This window comes from Mesorhizobium sp. L2C084A000, from assembly GCF_000502875.1.
Taxonomy (GTDB): domain Bacteria; phylum Pseudomonadota; class Alphaproteobacteria; order Rhizobiales; family Rhizobiaceae; genus Mesorhizobium.
The window spans coordinates 250279-266070 of sequence record NZ_AYWX01000009.1; the positions used below are offsets into that span (position 1 = coordinate 250279).

Genomic DNA, 15792 nt, shown 5'->3' on the forward strand with positions numbered 1-15792 from the left:
GCCCTGCCGCTGCCAATCGGTCGTCATCGGGGAGCCATGAGCAAAGCCGCCAGCCGCATCGCCTTCGTCTCGTCCGACACCGCTGACGCCAAGACGGCGCTGGAAAGCCTGTCGGCGCGCTATGGCCAGTCTTCCGTCGAGGAGGCCGGGATCGTCGTTGCCCTTGGGGGTGACGGCTTCCTGCTGCAGACCCTGCGCGACACGATGGGGACCGGCAAGAAGGTCTACGGCATGAACCGCGGCACCATCGGCTTCCTGATGAACGAGTATCGTTCCGGTGGCCTGACGGAGCGTCTCGAAGCCGCCGTCGCCGAGACGATCCGCCCGCTGGAGATGCTGGCCGTGACCTCGGAAGGCGAAACGATTTCGGCACTGGCGATCAACGAGGTGGCGCTGTGGCGTCAATCGTACCAGACGGCCAAGATCCGCATCACCGTCGACGAACAGGTACGGCTTGAGGAACTGAACTGCGACGGCGTCATGATCGCAACCCCGGCCGGGTCCACCGCCTACAATCTTTCGGCGCACGGACCGATCCTGCCGCTCGACGCGCCGCTGCTGGCGCTGACCCCGGTCAGCCCGTTTCGCCCGCGCCGCTGGCGCGGCGCGCTGCTCTCCAACAAGGCGACCGTACGCTTCGACATCCGCGAGCCGGAAAAGCGGCCGGTGAACGCCGCCGCCGACCATACCGAGGTCAAGGCGGTGACCTCGGTAACGGTGCGAGAATCACCCACGGCGACAGCAACGTTGTTGTTCGATCCCAATCATTCCTGGAACGAGCGTATTCTCGCCGAACAGTTCCGCTATTGAGCCGGCGCTGCGGCCGACAGGTCGATTAAGCATCCCGATTAAGGTTACAACTTCACAATCGTGCCATTGCTGCCCGTTTCTGTTGACAAATCGAGGGCTTGCTCCTAATTGCAATACCAATCTTGCAGGCGCGTGGCGCTTGCCGCGACAGACGCCATTAGACGCCGTTGCGCTTCCCCGAACCAGCCAAAGACAACAACACTTGTCCTCAGACACCACGACCGCTCAAGAAGCGTTGACCTTCGCAGACCTCGGCCTGTCGCCGAAGGTCCTTTCCGCAGTCACCGACGCCGGCTATACCCAGCCGACGCCGATCCAGGCTGGTGCGATCCCACACGCCTTGCTCGGCAAGGATATTCTGGGCATCGCCCAGACCGGCACTGGCAAGACGGCTTCCTTCGTGCTGCCGATGCTGACCCGCCTCGAAAACGGCCGAGCCCGCGCCCGTATGCCGCGCACGCTGATCCTGGAGCCGACGCGCGAACTCGCCGCGCAGGTCGAAGAGAATTTCATCCGATACGGCAAGAACCACAAGCTCAACATCGCGCTCTTGATCGGCGGTGTCTCATTCGACGAACAGAACAAGAAGCTGGAGCGCGGCGTCGACGTGCTGATCGCGACGCCCGGCCGCCTGCTCGACCACCGCGAGCGCGGCAAGCTGTTGCTCAACGGTGTCGAGATCCTCGTCATCGACGAAGCAGACCGCATGCTCGACATGGGCTTCATCCCCGATATCGAGCGCATCTGCGAGATGATCCCGTTCACCAGGCAGACGCTGTTCTTCTCGGCGACGATGCCGCCGGAAATCACCAAGCTGACCGAGAAATTCCTGCACGCGCCGGTGCGCGTCGAGGTCTCGAAGGCAGCATCCGCGGCGACCAACATTATCCAGCGGCTGGTCAAATCAGGCTCCAAGCCATGGGACAAGCGCGAGACGCTGCGCAATCTGATCAAGGCCGAAGACGCGGAGCTGAAGAACGCCATCATCTTCTGCAACCGCAAGGTTGAAGTGGCGGAGCTGTTCCGCTCGCTGCTGAAATATGATTTCGACGCCGGTGCGCTGCATGGTGACATGGACCAGCGCGCGCGCATGCAGATGCTGGCCAATTTCCGCGACGGCAAGCTGCGCTACCTCGTCGCTTCCGACGTCGCCGCGCGCGGCTTGGACATCCCCGATGTCAGCCACGTCTTCAACTATGACGTGCCGATCCACGCCGAGGACTATGTCCACCGTATCGGCCGTACCGGCCGCGCCGGACGCTCCGGAAAATCCTTCACCATCGCGGCCAAATCGGACACCAAATACATCGATGCCATCGAACGTCTGATCGGCAACAAGATCGAGTGGCATGACGGCGACTTGTCGACGGTTGTTGCCAGCGAAGGCGGCGAGGATGATGCTCCGCGCCGTGGCAAGGGCGCACCGCGCCGCGCCGGCCGCAAGGACGACGATCGCGGCAGGGAAAAGGGCGGCGAGCGCAAACCGCGCGAACGCCACGCCAAGCGCAGCGAAGACACGGCACCGGAAACAGTCCGCGAGGATCAGCCGGTGGCCGAGGCCGCAGCCGCCGACGTCGGCGAACGGCGCTCGCGCAAGGAAGCGATCCGTTCGGAAAACACCGAGCGCAAATCATCCGATCGCAATGAACAGCGCGCACCGGAACGCGGCGACACGAGGCCGCAGCGCGACAACAGCCGCCCTGCCCGCCAACGACACCAGGAAGACAACGATTCCACCGTCGGCTTCGGCGATGACATGCCGGCCTTCATGCGGATCGTCGCCAAGGTCTGATTCCCGACCGCTTCAAAGGCAAGCCAGCCATCCGGCTTGTCTTCTCGGCAAAGGTTCCTGCCTGACTCGCCCGTTACATCGGCCCAGGCATCATCTTGGTCGGTTTTTCCAGCATCGGAAACTCGGCCTTGTTGCATTTCACGTTCGGATTCGTCGGACTGAACATGCCGTTCGGATTGTCCCCGAGCCAGGCATGCAGGTCGTAGTGGACGAACTCCTTCGGGATGAGAGGGTAGTGCCCCTCCATAGGCCCCATGAAGGTCTGGCCAAACAGCTTCGGGGGTTCCTTGATGTCCGGCGTCAGAGGCACCAGCCATTCCACGCCGACCAACTTCAGGCCTTTCTTGGTCGGCTCGTAGATCAGCACGTTTGGCCTCATCGGATCGAGCTTCTGGCCGACACTCGGGACATTGACGAAGTGGATACCCATGGCGCCCTTCGGGTAGTCCATCGCACCCGCTATCTTTTCTCCGCTGTAGTAGACGCAGCCGACCGTCGACAGATAGAGGTCGCGGACGGCGACGGTGTAATCGTCATATTTGGCGAGCGACTTTTTCAAGGCTTCGATGTCGGCCTTGTTGGCGTCCTCGGCCCGAGCCGAAGCAACGTTCAGCCACGCGCCCACCAAACCTGTCAAAACGAGGACGCCGCAGCGCCCAAGGCTGGCTGTTCTTGTCATGCATTCCTCCCAGATTTCTGATCTGGCCGTGCAAGACCGAGGCGGAAAAATGCTGATTGCGCGGCCAGTGACACCGCCTCATCCCCTCAGGAACAGCGATGATGCTATTCCTTTCCATAGCTCCGGGAAAGCTATATTTTAGCAATAGCTAATTCAACAACGCCAATATCCGCGCAAACAAAAACGGCCCCCATGGGAGCCGTTTCGCATTGGTTTGCCGTGCAAATCAGGTGAGCGGCGACAGCTGGATCTCGACGCGGCGGTTCTGGGCGCGGCCTTCGGACGTGGCATTGGATGCGACCGGGCGCGTCTTGCCGAAGCCGGTGACTGCGAAGCGGCGCTGATCCACGCCCTGACCGGACAGATAGTTCGCGACCGCCAGAGCACGACGCTGCGACAGATCGAAATTGTGCTGGTCGCCACCGGTCGAATCGGTGTGGCCGAACACGTCGACCGTGGTCTGCTTGAACTTCTTCAGCACCAGCGCGACAGAGTTCAGGACCTGGTAGAAGCCGGGCTTCACCGCATCCTGATCCGAGTTGAAGGTGATGTCGGACGGCATGTTGAGAATGATCTGGTCGCCGCTGCGGGTGACGCTGACACCGGTGCCCTCGAGCTGCCGGCGCAGTTCGGCCTCGTTCTGGTCCATGGTGGCGCCGATGGCGCCGCCAGCCAGCGCGCCGATGCCGGCGCCGATCAGTGCGTTGCGGCGGTCATTGCCGCCGGCAAGCAGGCCAAGGCTGGCGCCCGCTAGGGCGCCAAGGCCGGCGCCGGCCGCCGTGTTGGAAATCTTCTGGTCGCCCGTATACGGATCGGTGGTGGTGCAGGCGCTCACGAGCACAGCCGTCGCCACGACGACGAGCACAGTCTTTTTCATAGGATGGTCCCTCTCCAAGTCACGCCTTGCGGTGGCGCCAAATCAGCCCTTCCCGCGACTTGTACCACGAATTGCGGCGAAAAGCGGAATGGCGAAAGCGCCGCTCACGGCTTTTCCCGAGAGATAATACCCGGCGGTGGCGCCGCATCGCCGTGCCGGAATGGTCTGGATCAGGCTACCAGAGGTTCTTGCCGTCTATGACAACCACTTCGACCTTGTCGAGATCGAAATCGTCGAACAGCCGCGCGTTGACGCTGATCTTGGGATTGTCGAAATCCGGCTCGCCGGTCGACCAGTCCGGCGTTTCGGTAAAGGTGCCGCAGCCGCAGGTGGCGCAAAAACCGTGCTTTACGGTTTTCGATCCCCAGCGGTAGAAAGAGACGTTCTCCATCGGGCTGGTGAGCTTGAATTGCGAAGGCACGTAGTAGGCCCAGAGCGAGCCGCGCTTCGAGCAGAAAGAACAAGTGCATTGCGTCACCGTCTGCGGTGCCTGCGAAACCTCGAATGTCGTCGCCTTGCAATGACAGCTTGCCTTGATGGTCATCAACGAACTCCTCCTGTCGCCCGCCACCCTGTGCGGCAAAGGCACCATAAAGAGGTGCTCCTGACAACTGTCTGTCAGCAGGCATCACCCGAACCGCGCAAACCCGGCCTGCGGCCCCGGTCACACGCGACCGCGGACGTCCGACCGCCGTCCTGTCGTCAATAGGAGCGCGGCGGCACGAACAGGCAGATTGTCTTGCCGGCGTCGAGGCCCGCTTGGTGCGCGCACCAATGGAACTCGCCGTCCGGGCTGTCCTTGACACGCTTGTCGGTCATTGGAACGATCTCACCCGTTCCGGCGATGACATAGCCCTCGGGTTTCTCCAGCACTTCGCCTGTATGGGTCGTGCGACAATCATAGTTGGCGCAGCATGCGAACGGATAACTCCAGCCCTGTGGCTTTGCCGCCGTGGGGGTGGCGTCATGCGCGAAGGCAGGTGCCGTCAGCATTGCCATCGCGCCGATCGCGAACAGGGAAAACAAAAGTCGGCCAGCCGGTTGAACGGCATTGGCCGATCTGAGTGTGGCAGCAGACATGACGCGTTCCTTTCAAACGAGCTCAAGCGTTTCGCTTGCCCGTTCCCGGAACGTATCTTCCCAGTGGCCGGATCGTCGGGTCGCAGATATGCCGCGTCCGGCCATAAATGCTTTTGCACTCCCAGCCCTTGGATGCTGGGCTGATTCCTTGGTCGGCGCAAGACGATGCATTCCCGACATCGTTCTATAGACGTCAGGTATCCGCTACCGCCGACGAGATGAGGCCAAGGTCAATTCCCGGCAAACGGGCGTCGGATAAACGGAATAGGCCCGCTGTGGTTCCAGCCTACTGCTGGTCAGAGCCGGCAATCACGTGCTCTTGATACTGCGGCAGGTCATCGGTGATGGTGAACCAGCCCGCCTTCGAACCGACGAAGATGTGCGCGGTCGGGCGGATGGATGGGTCGTCGACGAGGGTTCCCATGGCGACATGGACATAGGCCCCCTCGCGCACGAGCGAATAAAGCAAGGAGCCGCACCGGCCACAATGCGCGTTATGGCCGCTTTCGTCGCCGAAGATCAGGAGCTTGTCCTCGCCTTCGGTGAGGACAAGCTTTTCACGCTCGATACCGGCGAAAGGCTTGAAGGCCGAACCGGTGGTGCGCCGGCAGTCCGAACAATGACAATTCGCGGCATAGATGAATTCGTCAGTGACCTCGTAGTGAACCGCACCGCAGAAGCACTTTCCGGTGAGCTTGCTCGGCACCCTCTCCTCCGTCGCTGTGGTGCGCAGGGGTATGTCAGATTGAGGTCAGCTAACCTCACCTGAACATATCCTAATCCAGGTCTGCTACGGCTTCGCCCGCGCCGCCCTCGATGCGCTGCGACAACGAGGCTTCCATGAAATCGTCGAGGTCGCCATCGAGCACGCTCGACGGGCTGGTGCTCTCGACGCCGGTGCGGAGATCCTTCACCAACTGGTAGGGCTGCAGCACATAGGAGCGGATCTGGTGACCCCAGCCTATATCGCTTTTCGACGCTTCGGTGGCGTTTGCAACCGCCTCGCGCTTTTTCAGCTCTTCTTCGTAAAGGCGCGAGCGCAGCATCTCCCAGGCCTTGGCCTTGTTCTTGTGCTGCGAACGTTCAGCCTGGCATGCGACCGCGATGCCGGTGGCCAGATGCGTGATGCGCACCGCCGAATCGGTGGTGTTGACGTGCTGGCCGCCCGAGCCTGACGAGCGATAAGTGTCGATGCGGACATCGGATTCGGAGACGTCGATCTCGATCGTGTCGTCGATGACCGGATAGACCCAGACGCTGGCGAAGGACGTATGCCGGCGCGCATTGCTGTCATAGGGCGAGATACGCACCAGGCGATGAACGCCCGATTCCGTCTTCATCCAGCCATAGGCATTGTGGCCTTTGATCATCAACGTTGCGGACTTGATGCCGGCCTCTTCGCCGTCATGCATTTCCAGCACTTCGACCTTGAAGCGACGGCGCTCGGCCCAGCGCGTGTACATGCGCAGCAGCATCGAGGCCCAGTCCTGGCTTTCGGTACCGCCGGCGCCGGCATGGATTTCGAGATAGGTGTCGTTGGAGTCTGCTTCACCCGACAGCAACGTCTCGACCTGGCGGGCCTTCGCTTCGCCTTGCATCGAGCGGATCGCGGCTTCCGCCTCGGCGATCACGCCCTCGTCGCCCTCTTCCTCGCCGAGCTCGATCAGGCCGATATTGTCTTCCAGCGCCTGCGTCAGACCTTTCACTGAGGCGATGCCCTCTTCGAGGCCCTGGCGCTCGCGCATCAGCTTCTGCGCTTCCAGCGGCTCGTTCCAGAGGCTGGCGTCCTCGGCGCGCACATTGAGGTATTCAAGCCGCTTTATGGCCTGATCCCAGTCAAAGATGCCTCCTCAGCAGGGTTATCGCCTGCCTGATCTCGTCGACAATATTCTGCGTTTCCGCGCGCATGGCTGGCTGTTCTGTCCTGTTTGCTGAAGTCGGTTGGCGCGATACATAGGCAGGCCGCCGCCGGCTGTAAAGCAAAATGGGCTGGCGCCAAGGCCAGCCCATCCGCTCCTGAAAATCATCAGTAGAGGCCGCCGCCGCCGGACTGGATGGCTTGATTGGCCTGCGGCGACAGCGCGCCACCGGTGGCATTGGAGCCGTCGGCGCCCATGCCGATCACCCAATAGCTGTCGGCGGGACCGGTGCCCGGCTTGAAGGCTTCGATGATGGTTCCGGGATCGCCCGATGCGGCACGCATGCCGGTCTTGCGGTTGATGGCAACCAGGTTCATGCCTTCGGGCACCTTGAAGTCGACATTGGGCGTGCCATCCAGCGCCACCCGCATGAAGTCCTTGAAGATTGGTGCTGCGAGACCACCGCCGGTGGCGCCATGGCCGAGGCCGCGCGGCGTGTCGTAGCCCATGTAGAGGCCGACGACGAGGTTGGGCGTGTAGCCGATGAACCAGGCGTCCTTTTCGTCGTTGGTCGTTCCGGTTTTGCCGGCGATGTGGCGGCCGAGTTCATTGATGGTGGCGCCGGTGCCGCGCTGCACGACGCCTTCCATCATCGAGGTGATCTGGTAGGCGGTCATCGGATCGAGCACCTGCTCGGAATTGTCGACCAGTTCCGGTTCGGGCTGGTTGTTCCATTCGGGCGCNTCGCAGCCGCGCTCGTCCTGCTTGAACACGGTCTTGCCGTAGCGGTCCTGGATGCGGTCGATGAGCGATGGTTTGATCGACTTGCCGCCATTGGCCATGATCGAATAGGCCGACACCATGCGCATCACGGTGGTTTCGCCGGAACCCAGCGCCATCGGCAGATAGGGTGCCAGATGGTCGTAGACACCGAAGCGCTCGGCATATTCGACGACCAGCTTCATGCCCATGTCATTGGCAAGCCGCACCGTCATCAGGTTGCGCGACTTCTCGATGCCGGAGCGCAGGGTCGCCGGACCGGCGACGGTGCCATCGTAATTCTTCGGCGTCCAGCTCGTGTTACCGCTCTGGATCGTGATCGGCCCGTCCATGATCACCGACGCCGGCGTATAGCCATTGTCGAGTGCGGCCGAATAGACGATCGGCTTGAACGAGGAGCCCGGCTGGCGCATGGCTTGCGTGGCGCGGTTGAATTCGGACTGCGCGTAGGAGAAGCCGCCGACCATGGCCAGCACGCGGCCGGTGTGCGGGTCCATGGCGATGAGGCCGCCTTCCACTTCGGGCACCTGGCGCAGGCTGTAGGCGCCATCGGCACCATCGTTTTTCTGCACGAAGATGACGTCGCCCGGCTTCAGCACCTCCGCCGGCGACTTGGCCTTGACGGTCTTGCCGGCAACCACATGGCGCATGGCGAAACCCATGTCCTCCTTGCTGATGGTGCCTTCGACGCGCTCCTTGACGATCTCGCCCGACGCCTGCCGTGCCGGCTGCAGGCCGATCGACAGCCCGGTCGCAGAACTGTCGAGCACGACGGCGAGCGACCATTCGGGGACATCCTCCAGCCCCTTGACGGCGCCAAGCGGCACGCCCCAGTCGCCAGACACGTCGATCGATGTCACCGGCCCGCGATAGCCGCGCAGCGTGTCGTATTTCATCAACCCGTTCTGCATCGATTTGCGGGCAATGAGCTGGATCTTCGGATCGAGCGTGGTGCGGACGGAGAGACCGCCTTCGTAGAGCGCGTTCTCGCCGTAGCGGGCGATGATCTGGCGGCGCACCTCTTCGGTGAAGTACTCGCCGGCGAACAGATAGGTGCCGCTGCGCCGCGGCGTCACGCCCAGCGGCTCGGCCTTGGCCTTGTTGCCCTCCTCACGCGTGACGTAGCCGTTCTCGACCATCTGGTCGATGACCCAGTTGCGGCGCTCGATCGCGCGATCGGCATGCTTGAAAGGGTGGTAGTTGTTCGGCCCCTTGGGCAGCGAGGCCAGGTAGGCGGCCTCGGCCACAGACAGTTCGTTGACCGACTTGTCGAAATAGGTCAGCGCCGCACCGGCGACGCCATAGGCTCCGAAGCCGAAGAAGATTTCGTTGAGGTAGAGCTCGAGGATGCGATCCTTGGGATAGGCCTGCTCGATGCGGAAGGCGAGGATCATCTCCTTGATCTTGCGCTCGTAGGTCTGGTCCGAGGACAACAGGAAGTTCTTCGCCACCTGCTGGGTGATCGTCGAGGCACCGACCTGACGCCGGCCCGAGCCGAGATTCTGCAGGTTGACGATGATGGCGCGGCCGAGGCCGGTCACATCGATGCCCGGGTGGTTGTAGAAATTCTTGTCTTCGGCCGACAGGAAGGCCGCCTTGACGCGGTCCGGTATGGCCTGGATCGGCAAATACAGGCGCCGTTCGCGCGCGTATTCGGCCATCAGCGCGCCGTCAGACGCGTGGATGCGGGTGGTCACCGGCGGCTCGTATTTGGCCAGCACCTCGTAGTCGGGCAGATCCTTCGACAAATGGCCGATATAGATGGCAACGCCCGCCGCGACCAGAAGGGCCAGCGTCGTGCCGATGCCGAAAAAATAGCCAATGAGACGAATCATACCCGCTCCAGTCCTTGGTTCGGGAATTTCCTAAACGAAGCCGCCTTTCGCGCAAGCTTTCGAGCCGGTCCCAATCCGTAATCGAAAACCCTTGTCGCCGCCATGTGGACAAAATACGGCAATGCCTGATTTCGCGGTCGCGAGCCGGAAATAAAAGCATTGGGTGTTGTCGTCGCGCAACGCCGCCTCTGGTTGCAGGCGCCGCCGGTCATGTCAACCTCCGGTTCCCGGTCCGGCCTTGGCCGACGCGAACAGCGCGACGGCGTTGGTTATGCTCTGGGCCGCCTTGCCGCGCCAGTCGGCGTTGAGCAACTGCGCCTCGTCCTTGGCGTTCGAGAGATAACCGAGTTCGACCAGCACTGACGGCACGTCGGGTGCCTTGAGCACCTTGAAGCCCGCCGAACGCTGGGGATTGTTGATCAGGCCGACGCTGGTCGACAACTGGCCGACCAGCGTGTGGGCGAAACTCATCGAGAAATTGTGCGTTTCGCGGCGGATCAGGTCGATCAGGATGTCGGTGACTTCCTTGTTGTCGTTCTTGATTTCCATGCCGGCGAACTGGTCGGAGAGGTTTTCTCGGTCGGCAAGCGCCTGCGCCTCGGGATCCGAAGCCTTGTCGGAGACGGTGTAGACGGTGGCGCCGCGAATGCCTTTGACGCTGATCGTGTCGGCATGGATCGAAATAAGCAGGTCGGCCTCATGCTGACGGGCAATGCGCACGCGATCGTCCAGACGCAGGAATTCGTCTGTGTCGCGCGTCATGAACACATCATAATTGCCGATGGCTGCGAGTTTGTCCCGCAGCTCCGTGGCGAAGGCCAGCGTGACATTCTTCTCGATGGTGCCGTTCAGGCCCTCGGCACCGCCGTCGATGCCACCATGGCCGGGATCGATGACGACGGTGAACCGATGGCCTGGATTGGAGACCGGCCCGGTGCCGACCCGCCCTCCCTTGTCGGTCGAAACGGTCGATCCGGTGGTCAGCGCCTGATTGGCCAGCGCCACATCGAACTCGCGCTCGGATGCCGCCGACATGTCGATGGCAATGCGGTAGCCGGTACCGTCCTCGTTCTTGAGCACATCGAGCTTGTCGACCGCAAAGGGACCCTTGCCGGTGAGGACCAGCCGCGAAACGCCCTCGCCGAGGGCGCCCAGGCGCACGCTCTTGACCAGGCCCCGCGCCTTCAAATCCTTGGCATCAACGGCGAATCTCGTATTCGCGAGATCGATGACAAGACGGTTGGGACCGCGCAGCAGGAACCATTTGATACCGGGTTCGCGATCGAAGTCCATGACGATGCGCATCTTGGTGGCATCGCCGGCCATCTTGTAACCTTTTGCCACGAGCGGAGCGTCGGCGGCATTGGCATTTGAGGACAGGGCAGATGAGACCGCCAGCAGCAGCAAGAGGCAGAAAGCGGCCAGGATCCGGCCGCCGACACGACATCCCTTGTCTGTGAAGTCCGCCAATCCCATCTCTCTTCCAGTCGCTCCCGGTTTGGCGCCCGGCGCCCGGTCATTTCGTCCATATGCCGGTTAGGCCGCGAACTCGATTAACGATTGGTATCCAGAGAAGGTTAACCAAGCCTTTTCATGCAAGGCCGCAAGCCTGGCTTACGCTACGGAACGGCTTTTTGCCGGCATCGGAAATCGGGGTTGCCTTCCATCCCGCCAAATCATAAAAGCGATAGTGGATCACTGCAATCCTGGAACCGCCCTCCTCCGCAGCTTCTTGCTACAGGGTCAGATGTAAAGGCGGCTCCTTTCGCTTCAGGCGAAAAGGGTTCAGGTGATCGCGACGAATTTCGCAGGCGTGCTCCCGTGGCGGGGGAATCGCCTGCGTGAGGAAAACGGCCGGGTTTGTTCCCGCGCCGGCTCTGTATGAGCAAACAAGCTGGTCCGGTTCATCCGGGCTTTGGTTCAAAAGGTTCTGTTGGTGACGATGGCTTCAAGCGCAATCATGGAAAGGTCCGCATCAAACCGCGCCATTATGGCTGCGGGCGGCACCGCCATGGCGCTCAAGCGGCGGCCGGCGGACGTTCAAATATCCGGCACCCACATTCCAGACACGCAGCAGCAGGCTTTGCCTCGCAAGCTGCGGCTGACGGCTGCCGGGGGGAAACGAAATAATGCCCAACAAAATGCTGATAGACGCCTCCCACCCGGAGGAAACACGCGTTGTCGTCGTACGCGGTAACCGTATTGAAGAATTCGACTTTGAATCCCAGGACAAGAAGCAGCTCAAAGGAAACATATACCTAGCCCGCGTAACGCGCGTAGAGCCCTCCCTTCAGGCAGCCTTTGTCGAATATGGCGGCAACCGCCACGGTTTTCTCGCCTTCAGTGAAATTCACCCCGATTACTACCAGATTCCGGTCGCCGATCGTCAGGCACTGCTACGCGCGGAAGCGCAGGAGGCCGAGGACGAGGAGAACGAGGACGGCGACGGCGATGACCGTCAGAGCCGCGATCGCGGACGGCGCGGCCGCCGGCGCGGCGGAAAGCCCCGTGACCGGGGTGAGCACAAGCGCGATGCAGCCGATTCCGGCGAGGCAAACGACGCTGCCGACGAGGCAGAAGAAGGGGCCGACGCTGGTTTCGAAGAGATCTCGCACACGTCCGAGATCATCGAACATGCGGCCGATACGTCCGAACATGCCGATGCGTCCGAACATGGCGAGGATTCCGCCGAGCAGGACGAAGGCGAAACCCGCGAAGGCGGCCCGACGTCGATCGCCGCCTCGGTCGAGGCCGATGTGGTTTCCGAAGCCGTTCCGCAGGCCGAACAAGGCAGCGAAGCGACCTCCGGCGACAATGATCGCGGCATGCTGGAAGAAGTGCAGTCCTCGCATCCGGACGATCACGAGGTCGAATCGGTCGGCGCCGAGGACGCGCTGGAGGAAGTGCGCAACCGCCGCAAGCCGGTGCGCCGCCAGTACAAGATCCAGGAAGTGATCAAGCGCCGGCAGATCCTCTTGGTGCAGGTCGTCAAGGAAGAGCGCGGCAACAAGGGTGCGGCACTGACCACCTACCTGTCGCTTGCCGGCCGCTATTCGGTGCTGATGCCGAACACGGCGCGTGGCGGCGGCATTTCGCGCAAGATCACCAGCGCGGTCGACCGCAAGCGCCTGAAGGAGGTCGTTGCCGATCTCGAAGTGCCGCAGGGCATGGGCGTGATCCTGCGCACCGCCGGCGAGAGCCGCACCAAGGCCGAGATCAAGCGCGATTACGAATATCTGATGCGGCTTTGGGAAAATGTCCGCAATCTCACCTTGCAGTCCACGGCCCCTGCCCTGGTCTACGAGGAAGGCAGCCTGATCAAGCGCTCGGTGCGCGACCTCTACAACAAGGATATCGACGAGATTCTTGTCTCCGGCGAGGAAGGCTACCGCGAGGCCAAGGACTTCATGCGCATGCTGATGCCGAGCCACGCCAAGGTGGTTCAGCCGTTCCGCGACACGACGCCGATCTTTGTGCGCAACGGCATCGAGGCACAGCTAGACCGCATGCTGCAGCCGCAGGTGACGCTGAAGAGCGGCGGCTACATCATCATCAACCAGACCGAGGCGCTGGTTGCCATCGATGTCAATTCGGGCCGCTCCACCAAGGAGCACTCGATCGAGGACACCGCGCTCCACACCAATCTGGAAGCGGCCGAGGAAGTCGCGCGTCAACTCAGGCTGCGCGATCTCGCCGGCCTAATCGTCATCGACTTCATCGACATGGAGGAGAACCGCAACAACCGCTCCGTCGAGAAGCGGTTGAAGGATCACCTCAAGAACGATCGTGCGCGCATCCAGGTCGGCCGCATCTCGCATTTCGGCCTGATGGAGATGTCCCGCCAGCGCATCCGCGCCAGCGTGCTGGAATCGACCATGAAGCCTTGCCCGCATTGCGGCGGCACCGGCCATGTGCGCTCCGATTCGTCGGTCGCGCTGATGGTGGTGCGGGCGATCGAGGAATTCCTGCTCAAGGATTCGCGCAGCCACATCACGGTACGGACAGATCGGAAGAGCACACGTCTGAACTCNCTTCCCGGCCTATGTCGAGCCGGAAGAGCCCGAGGACGAGATTGTCGTCGCCGAGGAGGAGGATGACGAGGCGCCGGTCCAGGCCGAACAGCCACGCCAGCAGCCGCAGCAACAACCCCGACCTGCTGCCGCCGGTGGCGAGGAAGGCGAAGGCCGCGACCGCAAGCGCCGCAAGCGCCGGCGTCGGCGCGGCGGCAAGGATCGCGATCGCGAACATGGCGCCCCGGCGGACGGTGCTTCCGTCTCGGCTCCGGCCGGCGAGTTTTCGGACCCAGACTCGGCCGCCAGCGACGGCGACACGGAAACGGACGACAACGCCCCTGTTGGTGTTGCCGAAACGTCCGAGACAGTTGAGGCTTCGGACGAAGGCCAAGGCAAAAAGCGCCGGCGCGGCAAGCGCGGCGGCAANAGCGCAACCGCCGCGAAGACGGTGAAGGCGAGGCCGAGGCAAGTGCTGGCGAAGCAGCCGACGCGTCCAAAGGCGAAGTCTCGGCAACCGAGGTGATCGCCAGCGAGCCGGTCGTTGCTGCACCAGCCGAAGAGCCGGTGGCGCTTGCTCCGGCCAATGACGACGCGCCGAGCACGGAGAAGCCGAAGAAGCCACGTCGTGCCGCCAAGCCGAAGAAGGCCGCGGCCGAAATCGTCGCCGAAGAGCCGGCTGCCGAGGCGGAAGCACCGGTCGAGACGCCGGCCACGGCGTCCGACGAAGCAGCGGCTGTGGAGAAGGCACCGAAGGCCCGCCCGTCGCGGCGCAAGCCGGCGGCGGTGAATGCGCCGGTCGAGCCCGTGGTGTCTTCGACCGTAGCGGAAGAACCCGCGGCCAAGGCTGAGGACAAGACCGAGGACAAGCCGAAACGCGGCGGATGGTGGCAGCGGAAGGGCTTTTTCTAAGCCTTTCAATCGCATGAGCTAGTTCTTTGACAAAAAAATCCCGCGCCGTCTCGAAGACGGTGCGGGATTTTCTTATCTGGCGTTATGCTGGATCGCGAAAGGCTAAAACGCTTCTTTGATTCCAAGCATGTCGTTGTCCCAAAACCGCTGCGCACTTTTGGGCGACATGCATCACGGCGCGAAGATCGACCAGTTCATCATCCTGGCCAGCTTTTCCAGCGCGATCGACCCCAGCTTGGAGTTGCCGTTGGCATTGAGGCCCGGCGACCAGACGGCAAGCGACGCCACGCCCGGCACGATGCCCAATATGCCGCCGCCGACGCCGCTCTTGCCGGGAATGCCGACGCGGAAGGCGAAATCGCCGGAACCGTCATAGTGACCGCAGGTCAGCATCATCGCGCCGATGCGGCGCGCCCGTTCGGCCGACACCACGGAATGCCCGGTCGCCGGGTTCTTGCCGCCATTGGCGAGAAAACGGCCGGCGAGCGCCAATTGCCGGCAGCTCATGGCGATGGCGCAGTGGTGGAAGTAGACGCCCAGCGCCAGCTCCGGCGCGTGGTGGAGATTGCCGAAGGATTTCATGTAGTTGGCAAGCGCGAAGTTGCGATAGCCGGTGGCCCGTTCGGACGCCGCGACCTCGCGGTCGATGATAACAGTCTCGTCGTCGGCCAGGAACTGGATGAAGCGCAGGATCTCGCCGATCGCCTCGCGCGGCTGGTGGCCGGCAAGCAGGATGTCGGAAATGACGATGGCGCCGGCATTGATGAACGGATTGCGCGGAATGCCGTTCTCATGCTCGAGCTGCACGATCGAGTTGAACGGATTGCCTGACGGTTCGCGGCCGACCCGCTGCCACAGCGCGTCGCCGACATTGCCGAGCGCCAGTGTCAGGGTGAACACTTTCGAGATGCTCTGGATGGAAAAGGCCTGGTCGGCGTCCCCTGCCGTCAGCACGCGGCCGTCATTGGTGACCGCTGCGATGCCGAATTTCTTCGGATCGACCTTGCCCAACTGCGGAATGTAGGAAGCGACATCACCGCGATCGATGCGATCGGCCATTTCGGCGGCGACTTCGGCCAATGCCTGATCAAGTTTGGGGGCCTGATCAAGTTTGGAGGCCTGATCAAGTCTGAGGGGCTGTTCGAGTTCCGGCATGGT

The 15792-nt window shown here is 62.4% G+C and carries 11 protein-coding genes; 2 read left to right on the forward strand and 9 right to left on the reverse strand.

All coding sequences use genetic code 11. The features are described from left to right. Window positions 1-36 precede the first annotated feature (36 nt). On the forward strand, window positions 37-810 hold the full coding sequence (locus X735_RS146955) for an NAD kinase (protein ID WP_023812117.1): 774 nt from the start codon (window positions 37-39) through the stop codon (window positions 808-810). A 202-nt stretch (window positions 811-1012) separates the two neighbouring features. Continuing rightward, complete coding sequence (locus X735_RS146950; protein WP_031213506.1) at window positions 1013-2602, forward strand: DEAD/DEAH box helicase; 1590 nt, start codon at window positions 1013-1015, stop codon at window positions 2600-2602. Between the two features lie 73 nt (window positions 2603-2675). Here the strand turns inward: X735_RS146950 and X735_RS146945 are convergent, their stop codons facing one another. The 9 genes from X735_RS146945 to X735_RS146905 all read right to left on the reverse strand — a co-directional run bounded on the left by X735_RS146945 (window position 2676) and on the right by X735_RS146905 (window position 15789). Continuing rightward, window positions 2676-3281 carry a hypothetical protein gene (locus X735_RS146945; RefSeq protein ID WP_023812119.1) on the reverse strand — a complete coding sequence of 202 codons (606 nt, stop codon included), beginning with the start codon at window positions 3279-3281 and terminating at the stop codon, window positions 2676-2678. A gap of 226 nt (window positions 3282-3507) precedes the next feature. Then, the gene (locus tag X735_RS146940; protein WP_023812120.1) at window positions 3508-4158 is read right to left on the reverse strand and encodes an OmpA family protein; all 651 of its coding nucleotides are present in this window, start codon (window positions 4156-4158) and stop codon (window positions 3508-3510) included. A 175-nt stretch (window positions 4159-4333) separates the two neighbouring features. Next, window positions 4334-4702: a GFA family protein gene (locus X735_RS146935; protein ID WP_023812121.1), complete on the reverse strand. Its 369-nt coding sequence runs from the start codon at window positions 4700-4702 to the stop codon at window positions 4334-4336. Window positions 4703-4860: 158 nt separating this feature from the next. Further along, window positions 4861-5238, reverse strand: a complete 378-nt coding sequence (locus tag X735_RS146930) for a hypothetical protein (RefSeq protein ID WP_023812122.1) — start codon at window positions 5236-5238, stop codon at window positions 4861-4863. Window positions 5239-5524: 286 nt separating this feature from the next. Further along, the gene (locus X735_RS146925) at window positions 5525-5944 is read right to left on the reverse strand and encodes a GFA family protein (protein ID WP_023812123.1); all 420 of its coding nucleotides are present in this window, start codon (window positions 5942-5944) and stop codon (window positions 5525-5527) included. Between the two features lie 70 nt (window positions 5945-6014). Beyond that, a protein-coding gene (prfB, locus tag X735_RS146920) for a peptide chain release factor 2 (protein WP_127291384.1) occupies window positions 6015-7146 on the reverse strand; the annotation gives its coding sequence in 2 pieces (ribosomal slippage) (window positions 6015-7079 and window positions 7081-7146; 1131 coding nt in all). A gap of 118 nt (window positions 7147-7264) precedes the next feature. Further along, a complete protein-coding gene (locus X735_RS146915) occupies window positions 7265-9712 on the reverse strand; it encodes a penicillin-binding protein 1A (protein ID WP_023812125.1) in 2448 nt (815 codons plus the stop codon). Between the two features lie 213 nt (window positions 9713-9925). Beyond that, window positions 9926-11188: an N-acetylmuramoyl-L-alanine amidase gene (locus tag X735_RS146910; RefSeq protein ID WP_023812126.1), complete on the reverse strand. Its 1263-nt coding sequence runs from the start codon at window positions 11186-11188 to the stop codon at window positions 9926-9928. A gap of 3617 nt (window positions 11189-14805) precedes the next feature. Then, window positions 14806-15789: a glutaminase gene (locus X735_RS146905; RefSeq protein WP_050592706.1), complete on the reverse strand. Its 984-nt coding sequence runs from the start codon at window positions 15787-15789 to the stop codon at window positions 14806-14808. Window positions 15790-15792 lie beyond the last annotated feature (3 nt).

What these genes read in the sequence shown, in the direction of transcription:
- X735_RS146955 (WP_023812117.1), top strand. Translation starts at nt 37, where the DNA reads ATGAGCAAAGCCGCCAGCCGCATCGCCTTCGTCTCGTCCGACACCGCT.
- X735_RS146945 (WP_023812119.1), bottom strand. Translation starts at nt 3,281, where the DNA reads ATGACAAGAACAGCCAGCCTTGGGCGCTGCGGCGTCCTCGTTTTGACA.
- X735_RS146940 (WP_023812120.1), bottom strand. Translation starts at nt 4,158, where the DNA reads ATGAAAAAGACTGTGCTCGTCGTCGTGGCGACGGCTGTGCTCGTGAGC.
- X735_RS146935 (WP_023812121.1), bottom strand. Translation starts at nt 4,702, where the DNA reads ATGACCATCAAGGCAAGCTGTCATTGCAAGGCGACGACATTCGAGGTT.
- X735_RS146930 (WP_023812122.1), bottom strand. Translation starts at nt 5,238, where the DNA reads ATGTCTGCTGCCACACTCAGATCGGCCAATGCCGTTCAACCGGCTGGC.
- X735_RS146910 (WP_023812126.1), bottom strand. Translation starts at nt 11,188, where the DNA reads ATGGGATTGGCGGACTTCACAGACAAGGGATGTCGTGTCGGCGGCCGG.
- X735_RS146905 (WP_050592706.1), bottom strand. Translation starts at nt 15,789, where the DNA reads ATGCCGGAACTCGAACAGCCCCTCAGACTTGATCAGGCCTCCAAACTT.